Source organism: Methylomonas sp. TEB, assembly GCF_047777895.1.
Classification (GTDB): domain Bacteria; phylum Pseudomonadota; class Gammaproteobacteria; order Methylococcales; family Methylomonadaceae; genus Methylomonas.
In genome coordinates, this window is the sequence record NZ_CP180476.1 from 502,674 (window position 1) to 516,785 (window position 14,112).

General features: G+C 52.2%; 12 protein-coding genes. 4 read left to right on the plus strand and 8 right to left on the minus strand.

What is annotated here, in order from left to right; all coding sequences use genetic code 11:
• Positions 1-50: 50 nt before the first annotated feature.
• The gene (locus ACMXD4_RS02205) at positions 51-755 is read right to left on the minus strand and encodes a hypothetical protein (protein ID WP_171696755.1); all 705 of its coding nucleotides are present in this window, start codon (positions 753-755) and stop codon (positions 51-53) included.
• A gap of 302 nt (positions 756-1,057) precedes the next feature.
• Between ACMXD4_RS02205 and ubiD the strand changes: the two genes are divergently transcribed.
• The 3 genes from ubiD (at position 1,058) to ACMXD4_RS02220 (ending at position 4,988) form a co-directional block, all read left to right on the plus strand.
• A complete protein-coding gene (gene ubiD, locus ACMXD4_RS02210) occupies positions 1,058-2,521 on the plus strand; it encodes a 4-hydroxy-3-polyprenylbenzoate decarboxylase (protein WP_171696754.1) in 1,464 nt (487 codons plus the stop codon).
• Between the two features lie 40 nt (positions 2,522-2,561).
• Positions 2,562-3,698, plus strand: coding sequence for a PP2C family protein-serine/threonine phosphatase (locus ACMXD4_RS02215; protein ID WP_171696753.1), 1,137 nt, complete (start codon positions 2,562-2,564; stop codon positions 3,696-3,698).
• A 207-nt stretch (positions 3,699-3,905) separates the two neighbouring features.
• The gene (locus ACMXD4_RS02220; RefSeq protein ID WP_171696752.1) at positions 3,906-4,988 is read left to right on the plus strand and encodes an HD domain-containing phosphohydrolase; all 1,083 of its coding nucleotides are present in this window, start codon (positions 3,906-3,908) and stop codon (positions 4,986-4,988) included.
• A gap of 20 nt (positions 4,989-5,008) precedes the next feature.
• Here the strand turns inward: ACMXD4_RS02220 and ACMXD4_RS02225 are convergent, their stop codons facing one another.
• The 6 genes from ACMXD4_RS02225 to rlmKL form a co-directional block, all read right to left on the minus strand.
• Positions 5,009-6,244: a heme biosynthesis HemY N-terminal domain-containing protein gene (locus tag ACMXD4_RS02225; RefSeq protein WP_171696751.1), complete on the minus strand. Its 1,236-nt coding sequence runs from the start codon at positions 6,242-6,244 to the stop codon at positions 5,009-5,011.
• Between the two features lie 12 nt (positions 6,245-6,256).
• Positions 6,257-7,423, minus strand: a complete 1,167-nt coding sequence (locus ACMXD4_RS02230) for a uroporphyrinogen-III C-methyltransferase (RefSeq protein ID WP_415879721.1) — start codon at positions 7,421-7,423, stop codon at positions 6,257-6,259.
• Positions 7,407-8,156: a uroporphyrinogen-III synthase gene (locus ACMXD4_RS02235; protein ID WP_415879722.1), complete on the minus strand. Its 750-nt coding sequence runs from the start codon at positions 8,154-8,156 to the stop codon at positions 7,407-7,409. The genes ACMXD4_RS02230 and ACMXD4_RS02235 overlap by 17 nt, the downstream gene beginning before the upstream one ends.
• A gap of 29 nt (positions 8,157-8,185) precedes the next feature.
• Positions 8,186-9,112: a hydroxymethylbilane synthase gene (gene hemC / locus ACMXD4_RS02240; protein WP_415879723.1), complete on the minus strand. Its 927-nt coding sequence runs from the start codon at positions 9,110-9,112 to the stop codon at positions 8,186-8,188.
• A 154-nt stretch (positions 9,113-9,266) separates the two neighbouring features.
• The gene (locus ACMXD4_RS02245; RefSeq protein WP_415879724.1) at positions 9,267-9,539 is read right to left on the minus strand and encodes an acylphosphatase; all 273 of its coding nucleotides are present in this window, start codon (positions 9,537-9,539) and stop codon (positions 9,267-9,269) included.
• Complete coding sequence (gene rlmKL / locus ACMXD4_RS02250) at positions 9,536-11,731, minus strand: bifunctional 23S rRNA (guanine(2069)-N(7))-methyltransferase RlmK/23S rRNA (guanine(2445)-N(2))-methyltransferase RlmL (RefSeq protein ID WP_171696746.1); 2,196 nt, start codon at positions 11,729-11,731, stop codon at positions 9,536-9,538. The genes ACMXD4_RS02245 and rlmKL overlap by 4 nt, the downstream gene beginning before the upstream one ends.
• 415 nt (positions 11,732-12,146) lie before the next feature.
• Between rlmKL and ACMXD4_RS02255 the strand changes: the two genes are divergently transcribed.
• Complete coding sequence (locus tag ACMXD4_RS02255; RefSeq protein WP_033158609.1) at positions 12,147-12,722, plus strand: chemotaxis protein CheD; 576 nt, start codon at positions 12,147-12,149, stop codon at positions 12,720-12,722.
• A gap of 423 nt (positions 12,723-13,145) precedes the next feature.
• On the opposite strand, the gene ACMXD4_RS02260 is transcribed toward ACMXD4_RS02255, so the two are convergent.
• Complete coding sequence (locus ACMXD4_RS02260) at positions 13,146-14,111, minus strand: IS110 family transposase (protein WP_415878142.1); 966 nt, start codon at positions 14,109-14,111, stop codon at positions 13,146-13,148.
• Position 14,112 lies beyond the last annotated feature (1 nt).

Here is a 14,112-nt window from a genome sequence, read left to right on the forward strand (position 1 = left end):
TATTGCCATCGGCACAAAAGTGCCTTCACTACGCTGGACGTTAGTGCTTTTTACCAGGGTCTATCGACGATAACCGCTTTGTAAATTCCAGACGAAGTTTTAGAAAAGCCATTATAAAAAATCGCAGACTTACCCAATCTAATCCAATTACGGTAGACATAGCGTAACTCTCGGGTCGTGACGTTGTAATTAAAATCGCCTAACTTATTCAAAAGGTCGCTAATATCTCCCATCCCATCTAAATGAAAGTGAATACGTCCTCCATTTTTAACGGTATGTTCTAAAGCCACTTTAGACCAGCGAGTACCCAACTGAAACATGGCGCCTTCACTATTATCGTCGGAAATACTAGAAGTTTTTTTGTTGGTCGCGCCGAACTTATATTTTTCATCTCCTCCTACATCGACGCCGCTAATCTTCGCTCCTACCGGATATTGCGTGTTCTTTGGGGCCTTTCTGCCACCTACTTCTTCAAAAAAAGTCAAAAAACCTGATACGTCACTATCAGATGGATTGTCTTGCCACTTATTCCAAAGCGTTTCGGCAACAATACCCCCGCGTTGATTCAAATCGATTGCGCGAGGGCCGTATGTATTAATATCGCCATCATTGACAATCGCCGATACGTCCCCATTGATGCCGAAGTGGGTGTCGAATTTTCCTAGCCCTCCGCTCGCCAAGTCTTTTTCTGGAATTGGACGTCCCGCATAAGTTGCAGGACGAAAGCCACATACATCAGTTAATGCAAATCCCATAACAAATCTCCACGAATAAAATTAAACCTTTCTTTCGGGACTAGCTCTCAAATGCTGCTCCGACATCTACGACTGTTAACGCGGCAAGCTGACCCCTCGTCAAAAGTATGGCACGGGTTCGATTTCTGGCAATGGAATAATCAAATGTAAACGGTTCGGATTAAAAAAATTAGCTCATAAGAGATCATAGTCTAATTACTTGTCTCTTTGGTTTTCTCGTCTAGCTTAACTCGGCGTATGATTGCCGCTTTAATTTTGCACCCCATGGCACGAAGTTCGGCCACCCCCTTTAAGGACCATGCATGAAATATAGAGATTTACGAGACTTTATCGCGCAACTGGAAAAGCAGGGCGAACTGAAGCGCATCAAACAGGAAGTCGATCCGGTGTTGGAAATGACGGTGATATGCGACCGGGTGTTGAAGCAGGGCGGTCCGGCTTTGCTGTTTGAAAATCCGAAAGGGTCCAACATTGCCGTGCTCGGTAACTTGTTCGGCACGCCGAAGAGGGTCGCGATGGGCATGGGAGCCAAAGATGTGTCCGAATTGCGCGGTATCGGCGAGTTACTGGCTTATCTGAAAGAGCCGGAGCCGCCGAAGGGCATGAAAGACGCGCTGGAAAAATTCCCGGTATTCAAACAAGTGCTGAATATGGCCCCAAAAATAGTCAGCTCCGCACCCTGTCAGGAAGTGATTCGGGTCGGTGACGAAGTCGATTTAAGCGTTTATCCGATTCAAACCTGTTGGCCGGAAGACGCCGCGCCTTTGATCACCTGGCCGCTGGTGATTACCAAAGGGCCGAACAAAGACCGGCAGAACCTGGGAATTTACCGCCAGCAAGTCATCGGCAAAAACAAAGTCATCATGCGCTGGCTGGCGCATCGCGGCGGCGCATTGGATTTCAAGGAATGGCAGCAAGCGCATCCTGGCAAGCCGTTTCCGGTTGCAGTGGCTCTAGGAGCGGACCCGGCGACGATATTGGCGTCGGTCACACCCGTGCCGGATTCTCTGTCCGAGTATGCCTTCGCGGGTTTGTTGCGCGGCAGTAAGACCGAAGTGGTCAAATGTTTGTCCAACGATTTACAAGTGCCGGCCAGTGCGGAAATCGTGCTGGAAGGCTTCATCTATCCTGGCGAAACCGCGCCGGAAGGGCCGTACGGCGATCACACCGGTTATTACAACGAAGTCGATGAGTTTCCGGTGTTTACCATCGAGCGTATCACCCAACGGCAGGTGCCGATTTACCATAGCACCTACACCGGCCGCCCGCCCGATGAACCGGCTATTTTGGGTGTGGCCTTAAATGAAGTCTTCGTGCCCATCCTGCAAAAGCAGTTTCCGGAAATCGTTGATTTCTATCTGCCGCCGGAAGGCTGTTCCTATCGGATGGCGGTGATCAGCATGAAGAAACAATACGCCGGTCACGCCAAGCGGGTGATGCTGGGCACCTGGTCGTATTTGCGCCAATTTATGTACACCAAATTTGTGATCGTGGTGGATGACGATGTCGATGTACGCAATTGGCAGGACGTGATTTGGGCGATTACCACCCGCATGGACCCGGCACGCGATTTGACGATTTTGGAAAACACGCCTATAGATTATCTGGACTTTGCTTCGCCGGTGTCGGGCTTGGGGTCCAAGGTCGGTTTCGATGCGACCAACAAATGGCCGGGCGAAACCAGCCGGGAGTGGGGACGTCCGATTGTAATGAGTGAGGATGTCATCAAAAAAGTCGATTCTATGTGGGATACCCTATTTAACTAGGGTAGACTGCCGGTTCGATTGAATAACGGTACAGTTCCTAATGAAAATATTGGTTGTCGACGATATCTACGAAAACAGGCTATTGCTCGACAAATTACTGAGCAGGATGCAGCATGAAGTCATTTTGGTCGAAAATGGGGAGCAGGCGGTTCACGCTCTGGCCAGTGTAAATCCCGATCTGATTCTGATGGATATTATGATGCCGGTCATGGATGGCCTGGAGGCTATCAAAGCGATTAGAGAGCGAACCCTGGACAAGTGGGTGCCCATTTTTGTGCTCAGCGCGCTAGCCGATGACCAAAATGTCTTGGATGGGCTGCAAGCCGGTGCTGACGACTATCTGCAAAAACCGTTCAGTCGCGCTGTTCTTGCCGCTAAATTGGGTTCGGTGCAGCGTGTGATCGATATGCAAAATCTGATTATTGCCGATACTCAGCTACTTAAAGCCTATCGCGACGAAAACGAAGCGGAGCAGCAGTTTTTACAGAGTATTTTTGAGAGGTTAATTAAACAGAGCGATCTGAAAGACGATCATTTGCAGTTTTGGTTATTGCCGGCCAAACGCTTTAGCGGCGATTTGATTTGCGCCAGGCGCGTCAGTAAGCAACAAATTTATTTTATGCTCGCCGATTCGACCGGCCACGGCTTGGCGGCAGCGTTACCGACGGTGATTGTCAATCAGGCATTCCAGGCGATGACGAAAAAGGGCTTGGCCGTACCCATAATCGTCCGCGAGATCAATCGCCTGGTGCACAGCCAGATGCCGACGGGCCGTTTCGTGGCTTTGGTATTGGGCATGATAGATGCTGAAAAAAAGTCGGTGGAGTTGTGGAATGGCGGCTTACCCGATGTTTATGCGCTGGATGGCGATGGCAAGCCGGTTCACACCTTTCGTTCCTCACACCCCTCTGCCGGCATTCTCGATAACCGGCAATTCGACGATACTTGCGAAATCTGGCATTGGCGGGAGCCTTGCGAGTTATTTATGTACTCTGATGGCTTGACCGACACCCTGGGTCCTGACGGCGGTTTATTCGGCCAAGAGCGCGTCCTGCAGATTCTCAGAACGGCGCCGCCTGGCGCTGAAGTGGCGGCGATCCAACAGGCCCTGGAAGCGCATATGCTGAACCGAGAAGCGCAAGACGATATTTCCTGTATGGCCATTCGCTGCCGCTGAATATTTCGACGTTGGGCCGGCTGGTTTTTATTTCTGGAATCTTTTCGGCTGTTAGATTGAATGCTGGCGTCAGGCGGTAAAAAGCAGACTCAACTAATTTGTCTATACTGAGAATCTCGCGGATAACCCATTCAGCAGGCACGGCTCGGTACGAGTCGGACTGCTAGGTTTTCGCTCCCAACTTCATGATTCTTTGAAAACAGCAACGTGGACTTAAAACAGCATATTCTGCAAGCCGCCATTCTCATCGTCGACGACGAACCCGCTAACGTCAAATTGTTGGAAAAAATTTTGCAGCGCCAGGGTTATCGGAATATTCAATCGACCTGCGATTCTCGCGAAGTGACTTCTCTGTGTGATACCACGCGATTCGATGCCTTTTTGTTAGACATCCGCATGCCGCATTTAAGCGGCTTCGATGTCATGGAACAATTGCAACAGCGTTTCAGAGACGACTATTTACCCGTGTTGGTGCTCAGTGCGCAACCGGACATGGAGACCCGCTTGAAAGCCTTGAGTTTGGGGGCTAAGGACTTTTTGACCAAGCCCTTCGATCAACTGGAAGCCGTTACCCGCATCCACAATCTGCTGGAAGTGCGCTTGATGCATAATCAGATACGCGATCAAAACCGTCTTCTTGAACAACAGGTTAAAACCAGAACCGACGAATTGTATCGTACTCGTCAGGAAGTCATACGCAGACTGGGGCTGGCCGCCGAGTATCGGGATAACGAAACCGGCAACCATATCATTCGCATGAGTAAATATGCGCAGTTGTTGGCTTTGGCGTATGGCTTAACTGAGCAGGAGGCGGAAATTGTTCTGAATGCGGCGCCGATGCACGATATTGGTAAGATCGGTATTCCGGACCGGATTCTGTTAAAAACCGGCAAGCTCGACCCCGAAGAATGGCGGATCATGCAGACCCATGTGCAAATAGGCGCCAATATTTTATCCGGCTCGCCGACCGAGTTGATGCGGGCCGCGCGTACCATAGCGCAACATCATCATGAAAAGTGGGATGGCACCGGCTATCCGAATGGCTTGCGGGAAGAAGATATATCGATTGCCGGCAGAATTTGCGCGCTAGCCGACGTATTTGACGCGCTGACGTCGCAACGACCGTATAAGCCGGCCTGGGCGGTAGAAGAAACGTTAGCTTATATCGCCTCGGAATCCGGCAAACACTTCGACCCTAAATTAGCGCCGCTGTTAAAAAAGAATTTGCCGGAAATTTTGATTATCAAAAGCGAATATGCAGACGCCGAGGTTATTCGGGATTTGAACTGATCGCGGGTTGTTTTAAGTATTTAAGCTGTGCGAATCGATTCCACACCGCTGATCAGCTCGGCTGACGCCAACTCCATGCCGCGTTTGAAATAATCGCAGGCTTGATCCTTGTCGCCTTTGCTAAACAATAATTCGCCCAATAATTGATAGGTCGCCACCGACGCTTCGGTATTCAGGCTTTTCAACAAATATTGTTCGGCTTTCTCCATTTGCTCGGCTTTCAAAGCCAACTTGCCCAGCACTCTTAACAATACAGCGTTGCTGGGGTAAACCGCCAGCCATTGTTCGACCGACTGCAATTGCTTGGCCTTATCGTCGGCTTCAATATTGGAAACCAACACCAGCAAGGTGTCGTCCCAATGCCGGCCCAATTGCTTGAGCATCGCCGATTCCACGCTACTGCCGGCGCCGGCGGCAATCATTGCCGCAAAATAGATGTTGGCGATACCCGGTAGCACTTTAATGTGATCAGGGATGCCTTCCCAGCAGGTTTGGATCGCTTGGCGGTCACCTTGGGCGATGGTTTGTTTCAGCAGGCGGCTGAAGGTTTCGGTTTCCAGCAATTTTACTTCGGTTTCCATCAACACTTTATGCTGTTGCAGCGAAGGCAGTATCTTGCTCAAGCCTTCCCAGTCGCCCAGATGTTGATACGCCTGATGCATCATTTTCAACACCCGCGCATGGCCCGGATTGATTGAGTGCAATTTGCCCAGGGTTTCCAAGGCTTGCTCGAATTGTTTTTCAGACAGATGCAGTTCGGCTTGGGTCAAGCCGACGGTCATATTGGTGTCCGAGGATTGTTCGCTGGCTTTTTGCAGATACTCGTCGCGCTTGTCCAGTGCGCCGCGCGATTGCGCTGCTCTGGCGGCAGTCAGATAATGCAGCAAAGGTGCGCCACTATGCGCGGCATGCTTGATCAGCACTTTCTCCGCGCGCTCCCAATTACCGTCTGCCGCATCGAATAAGCCGGCCACCAGGGCTTCCTGCGAGCGGTTGAAACGAATATTGCGGCGGCGCTTGGCAAATTGGTTGGGCATGCGAATCAACACGCCCATCAAGCGGAAAAAATTGTAAAGAACGAAAAAACCGATTACTTGCGCGACGGCGAATACGGTCAAAGAGGTTTCCAGCGACCAGTGGCCGAAACCGATTAACACATAACCGGGATCGTTTTGTTTGACCAGCCAGCTGTGCAGCAAAAACGCCACCAGAACGGCGCAAAGCAAGGAGCCTAGAAAATACATGAGATTTTTCATAATGCCACTCGCTTATTGCTGGCCGGCAGAGGGTATTGCCGGCGAGGCCGTTTCCGCTGGCGGATTATTCAGCACGGCTTTATCGGATTCGATACGCAATTTACTAATGTCTTTCAATAGCTTCAACGACCCGCTGACATCCGGATATTGGCTGCGGATTTGCACACTCGCCAGTTTGTCGAGTTCAGCCACGAAGTTATCGGTTTGCTGATTTTCCGCGAAATTTTTCTTTAGCCATTGTTTGGCGTCGGCGATGCTGCTGGCAAACAAGGTGTCGTTTTGTTGCACCAGGGCAATTTCGATCATTTCCAGCCTGACTTTCAGCTGCTGCTTGATAAAGTGCGCTTCTTCCGGGGTCAGGATGGCGTTGACAGGTTGTTCGGTGTGACGCAGCACCACGTAACCTTCCAGTTGTTTGGCTACGGTGCTTAAAATTTCATGACCGTGTTCGGACAGGTCGCTGTTGGGTTCAGGTTTTTCCGGCTGCTTGCCGGCATGCGGCAGAAACACCGATAAGCTTTCTACGGCATCCTGTAAATGTTGAATGCCGCTGTAGATGCCGACGATATCCGGCACGGTGGCGCCGTTTAACAAGGCAATTTCCTTGGCAATTTGCTCGCGAACTTTAAATACCGCCGCATCGCCACTTTCTCTAAGCCTTTGGTCGGCCGCTTCCAGCGCTTCGCGGGTGGTGGTGACGTCACCGACCAAATGCAAACGCTGATTGGCAACGGTCAACAGATATTCGGCATCGGCCAGTAGCCAGTCGCCGCGGGTTTTACCCAGCTGCCGTTGCAAAGCCACAATGGAGGCTTCCAGCTCTTTGCGAGTGGTGCCCAGGCGTTCTTCATGCAGTTTGGAAAAGTCGGCCAAGGTTTCGTTGAAATGATTGTCTTTGCCGGTCATCTCCGCATTGACGTTGGCTATCTGCGATTGCACACCGTTCAATTGATCGCGTAAGCCATTGAGTTCTTTGTCGAGTTCAAGCAGTTTCAGGTTGTCCTGATTGTTTTCTGTATCTTGACTGAAGCGCAATTGCTGAAAAAAGAAAAAACCGGCTCCAGCCAAAGCTATCACCAACACGATGGAAGTAATGCCTATCCATAATCCGGCGTGAGACTTTTTAACCACCACCACCGGAGCTGGACTTTCTTGTTGTTCTTCAATTACTTCGGCCACTGTTTTCCCCGTTCAATAACGTCGTCAAGGTCTCTAAAATCGCTGCATCCGTGGGTTGCGCGCTCACTGCAATCTGTTTAAATCCGAAATCGTCGGCCGCTTGGCCGATCCGCTCGCTCATTACGACTAAAAGTATTGATTTCAACAATACTATCGACTCATCATCCAGCATCGCCAGCAAGTTTTGTAATGCTTCGGTGCTGGTGATGGTGGTTGCGTCCAGTCGCCCAAGTGCTATGTCTGTCCGTAAATCCGAGATGTTTGCCGCCGGCTGTTGGCGGCGATAGACTTCCAGATAAAATGTCTCCGCGCCCCGGCTGCGCAAGCCCTCGGCCAGTTTCTCACGCCCACCGACGCCCCGCACGATCACACAGCGCATCCCGGCTACGGTTTGCAGGTCAGGTTCTGCCAGCAGGCCTTCGCTGCTAAATTCACTGTGTGGTACGCAATCCACCGGCCATCCCGATTGGCGTAAGGTGCTAGCCGTTGCGGCACCAACCGCCGCAATTTTTAATTTACGCAAGGCCGGCATTTTGCCACTGAAAGCCCTGATAGCAAAATCCACAGCATTGGTGCTTGTAAAAATCAGCCAATCGCTGTTGGCGGCTTGGCCAAGCAAATCCGGATTGGGCTTTACCTGTACGATTTCCAGTGTCGGAAAACGTATTGGTATACCGCCGCATTGTTCAATCAAATGACACAGATTCTCAGCTTGTGATGCCGGTCGCGTCACCAAAATACGGGCTCCATTTAAAGCGGAATTCACTGATACAGCTCGCTCAATATCCTGTCAGCGCCTTGAGCCAATAAATCCTCGGCTACGGCCTTGCCCAACGCGTCGAAGTCCGCCAGGCTGCTTTCCGCCTCGGCTCGATACAATAAAGAACCGTCGGGGCTGCCGACCAGGCCGCGCATGAATAAACGCTCGCCTTTGATCTCCGCAAAACCGGCAATCGGCACCTGACAACCGCCATTGAGTCGCGCATTCATCGCCCGCTCGGCGCCGACCCGGATGCTGGTGTGTTCGTCGTGCAATACCTTCAAATACTCGTGTATCTCGGCGTCGTCGATCCGACACTCGATGCCGATAGCGCCTTGACCCATTGCCGGCAGGCTTTCCGTCGGTTCCAGTTGGGCCGTGATACGCTCGCCCATCCCCAATCGTTTTAAGCCGGCCGATGCCAGAATGATCGCATCGTATTCGCCGGCATCCAATTTTGCCAAGCGAGTGTTGACGTTGCCACGCAGGCTGAGAATTTCCGCGTTTGGGAATTTTTCCTTGATTTGGCATTGGCGGCGCAAGCTGGAGGTGCCAATGCGCGCGTTAGCGGGCAATTCGGCTAGGCTGCGATAGTGATTGGAAACAAAAGCGTCAGTCGGATCTTCGCGGTCCATGATGACTGCTAGATGTAAGCCTTCCGGAAACTCCACAGGCACGTCTTTCATGGAATGCACCGCGATGTCGGCTGTACCTTCCAGCATGCCTTGTTCCAATTCTTTCACGAACAAGCCCTTGCCGCCGACTTTGGCTAGCGGCGCGTCGAGGATTTTGTCGCCGCGCGTAACCATTTTTACCAGCTCGGTTTGTAATCCGGGAAACGCCTGTTGCAGCCGTGCCGCCACATGCTCGGCCTGCCATAAGGCCAACGGGCTTTGCCGGGTAGCGATACGAATAATTCTGTCTGCCAAAAGTGCTCCTGCCGATTAGTGGCGGGCGTCTAAGCTGCGCCCTTTGTTGGGAATAAATGTTCGCTATTGTAATCCGATTTGGGGGGGGAGGTGGTTAGAAGTTACTGGATCAACGTTTGGCAACGAAGCAGGCGAGGGGCAAGAGATAATCCGATTACCTGATCTCAAACAACTCAAAGTGCTCACTCAAAGCGTGTGGATTGATGATTACCTCGGAAACCTTGGCCAAGATTGGCCCTTTATGGCACCACGCCACCAATTTTTGCAGGTCGTCAGGATGGCCGTTGCCGATGATTTCCACCGAGCCATCGGCCAGATTTCTGACAAAACCTTTTATATTCAATTTCACAGCCTGCTTCTGGGTATAGGCGCGAAAATATACGCCCTGCACCCGGCCCTTGACGATGATGTGTAGACACTCGCTCATCGGCTAATCCTCCAGCAATAATGAATTTTTTGATCGCGGGCGAAATCTTCCGGAATGGTTTGCGCGCTGATGTCTGCTATCCGCAAATCCGCCAAAGCCTGTCTGTCCAGCTTGAAGCGGCGGAAGTTGGTGGAAAAATACAGTACGCCATCCGTCGCAAGCAGGCTGGCCGCATGGCGTAGCAAGTGCAGATGATCGTTCTGAATATCAAACGCTTCGTCCATTTTCTTGGAATTGGAAAAGGTCGGCGGATCGAGAAAGATCAGATCGAACTGCGGCTTGTCTTTGGCGCCGGCTTGCTCCGCCAGCCATTCCACGCAATTGGCGCGCAGCAGTTTGTGATCGCCTTGAATGCCGTTCAAATCAAAATTGCGCTTGGCCCAGTCCAGATAGGTATTGGACATATCCACCGTGACGCTGGATGCCGCGCCGCCCACCGCTGCATGCACGCTGGCGCTGCCGGTGTAAGCAAACAGATTCAGGAAGCGCTTGCCCTTGGCTTGTTGTTGTATCATCAAGCGGATTGGCCGGTGATCCAGAAACAGGCCGGTGTCCAGATAATCTTCGAAGTTCACCCAAAACTTGCAGCCACCTTCTTCGACCACATGAAAGCGGCCGGACTCGCCCTGCTTTTCGTATTGATCGGTACTTTTCTGCTTGCGGCGGATTTTTAAAAACACCTGCTCCTTGGGTATCTCCAATACTTTGGGAATTTCCACCATCGCCCCGGCCAGGCGTTGGTTGGCTTTGGCCGGATCAATGGTTTTCGGCGATTCGTATTCCTGGACGTTGACCCAAGTCTTGTCCCCCTGATAAACGTCAACCGCCACCGCGTATTCCGGCAAATCGGCATCGTACAGCCGGTAGCAACTGACCTGATTTTGCTTGGCCCATTTGCCGATTTTTTTCAGATTCTTGCGCAGGCGATTGGCGAACATCTCCGCCTGATTGTCAGGCTGCTCGGTTTCGGTGCGCCGGCTGATTTGTGCTATGCGTTCTTGCTGGGATTTGGCTTTGGGTTCGAAAAACGTTTGCTCTTCGATATTAAAGCGTAGCAACTTGCACTCCAGCGCGCCGTTGAACAAGGTAATCGGCTTTTGCGAACGTACGCCCAATCTAAAACCCAATTCCGGATTGCTGATGATCATCGCCACCTGCCAGCCGACGAAACGCTGTTTCAGTACCTCTCCAAAGCGGCGATACAGCTCAGAGGTTTCCGCCTCGTCGCCCAGTCGTTCGCCGTAGGGCGGGTTACAGGCGATCAGGCCTTTGGGCCAACTTTCCGCCGCTGTGGCATCGCCGATGTCGCGCCGTTCGATATGAATCTTGCCTGCCAAGCCGGCGTTTTCAACATGCTGTAAGGCGGCTACCACGGTACGCCGGTCCTGATCGAACCCGACGATCACCGGCATTTTACTCAAGCCAACATCCCGGCGCTGCTTGGCTTCGTCCAGCAGGCTTTGCCAAAGCGCGGCGTCGTGTTTTTTCCAACCCAAAAAGCCGAAATAATCGCGCTGCAAGCCCGGCGCATAATCGGCGGCAATCATCGCGCCTTCTAACAACATGGTGCCGGAGCCGCACATCGGGTCGAGTAGCGAACCGCCTTGTTCGGCGATTTTCGGCCAGCCGGCGCGCAGCAAAATTGCTGCCGCCAGGTTTTCCTTGATGGGCGCAGCAATGTTGACGTCACGGTAACCGCGTCTGTGCAAACTCTCGCCGGATAAGTCCAGACTGAGTTGGGCGGTTTCGTTGTGTAGATAAACATTGACGCGAATGCTGGGCCGGTCGGTGTCGATATTAGGTCGTTTATTAAACTTGGCACGCATCTGATCGACGATGGCGTCCTTGACTTTCAAGGCGCCGAAATGAGTGTTGTTGATGGCCGGATTGTTTTTACTGCTGAATGATACCGCCAGACTGTCGTCGGGCTTGATATGCTCGAACCAGTTGATTTTTTTGACGCCATCGTACAAGTCTTGCTGCGACTTGACCTCGAAACTGCTCAAGGGCAGAAACACCCGGTTAGCCGTACGCGACCACAAACAAACCCGGTAAGCCAGCGCCAGATCGCCATCGAAGGAAACGCCGGCCATTTTTTCGCGGACGTTTTGGCCGCCCAGGGCTTTGATTTCGTTGGCAAGGATGCCTTCCATCGCTTTAGGCGTGGTGGCAAAAAGTGGGTATTGGCTCATGGTTGACGGCTGGGTACGGAATGGCTGGCTAGGATACTAAAATGTGCTGCGACTGCGGCGGATATTTTTATAACAAAATTGCAAACCACGGTTCCATTCGACATCGTTCGCCCGGTCTGCCGAACGATATGCCGGTGATGACTTGGGTTGGGGTAATAGCAAGTGCGCCAATCGCGAGCGCTACGCACCACTCCGGCTCGTTGCTCGTTCTGACTGTCGATAGCCCGGGTGCTTGTGTCTCGGCGCGCTGAGACAGATACCCAATCAATCAATAGTTGTCGAAGCGGTTTACAATCGCTTCGGCAAGGTCGCGCGCTGAAATGCTAAAGATTTGAGGTGGAAACCAAATTTTATAGTGGCCGGCTTATTGCTTGATAAGTATTAATGTTCTGCAACTCTCAAGATGGTCCTGGCTATGCACCCGCAAAAATACTCCGAAACCTACTACGACCCGCACCAACGCATCCGCGCCTGCAAAATCACTCCCGGCGAATATTGTGTCACCAATTCCGGCGAGCTTATTGTTACCGTGTTGGGGTCCTGCGTGATTGCCTGTATTCGAGATAGGCGGCGGGGCATAGGCGGCATGTATCAATTCATGGTGGTGAACGTCAACGAAGACCAGCCGCTCAATCAACGCATGGAGAACATGGCTAGTAACGGCATGGACAATTTCATCAAGCACCTGGTCGGCATGGGTGCGGAAGAGAGCGAGCTGGAAGCCAAAGTGTTTGGCGGCGGTAATATTCTTAACGGCATGCAACGCAACAATGTCGGCGCGCGTAGTGCTCAGTTCTTACGCAGTTATTTGGCCGGTCGGAACATTCCGGTCCTCGCTGACGACATGCTCGGTATCTATCCCCGCAAGGTGTATTTCTTTCCGGAAACCGGGGAAGTGTTGGTGAAAAAGCTCAAGGATATAAAAAACGAAACTATCTTGCAGCGGGAGCAGGAATATTCTCACAGGCTGTTTGCTAGGGTGTTGGCGTAGGGGTGTTTTTTTTGGTTAGGCTTGTTGGGGTTGTGTCGCTGGCGCGACGGCTTGATTTAATGTCGGGTCTCGGCCCGACAGCCGAGATACTTTCTTTTGCTCCGCCAAAAGAAAGTATCCAAAGAAAAGGCGGCCCGGATGCCGCTTGTTCCCTGCGCTCCGAAGCTTTCGACGGGGGTTGCCGAAAGGGGCTTCCTGCCCCTTCGTCAACGCGCCGCATCCCTGCGGCGCCCCTTCGGGCTACTCACTCAGTACATCCCTGTACCTCGCCCTTCGGGTGCTACGCATGCAAATCGGCTATCCTGCCGATTTGTCCCGCCAAAAGCTCCGGTGCTCGGCGCGGCATACGGGCGACACCCACTGGCAAGCTTGAAAGCTTTCACAATACTTTTGGATTGGGTGGAGTAGATACTGTTATCCAAGTCAAGCCAAATGAATAGCCGAGTCGAAGGGTTTCGCGGATTTCAAGACACCGAATGCCACATGAATCAATTTACGCATCATGGCACCGATAATCAGCTTATTGGGTTTACCAGCACCGGCTAATCGTCCACGGAATTGTTTACCCCAGGCTGTTTTATAAAGCGTCACCATGGCCGGCATATAGAGCGCTTTGCGCAGGAAGGCATGGCCTATTTTGGAGAGCCTGGGCTTGCCCTTGAGGCTGCTGCCCGATTCGTATTGCCGGGGATCGAGTCCGGCAAAAGCGGCGGCCTGCCGACTATTGGCGAAGCGCGAGGTATCGGCGTAGAACGCGAGGATGATGGCGCTGGTGCGCTCGCCAATGCCGGGAATGCTATCGAGCAGTTCGCGCTGTTGCTTGAGATCGGGATGGCGATCAATGTGATCGTTGATGGCGTCGATCAATTGTTGGATCGCAGTATCCAGCCAATTCAGATGCTGTTGAATGTCCTCACGCACGGCCTCGCGCGCCACTAGCAAGCGGTTGTTTTCCTGGGTGCGCATGGTTTGTAAGGCGTCCAGCCGTAATACTAGTGCGCGCAGTGTGACTTCCGCCTCGCTACGGGGCTGCCAAGCAGGCGGTTGGCGCTCGGCGCAGAAATCGGCGATGAGTTTAGCATCGACCGTATCGGTTTTGCTGCGGGTGAGCCGTGAAGCGCCATAGGCCTTAATTTGTGCTGGATTGACGACGCTCACGGTGAAACCAGCGGTTGCCAGATGCTGAGCAACGTCTTCCCAATAAATGCCGGTCGCTTCCATGCAGACATGAGGCGATTGGGCCTTTTGAGCGGCCAACCACGTCAACAACGTCGCGAAGCCGTCGAGAGTATTGGGAATGACTTTGGCGCGAAACTTGCCGCTGTGCAGACGCAATGCGCAATCCAACTTGGCTTTAGCAACATCGATACCGAGATAAAAATGGGACATG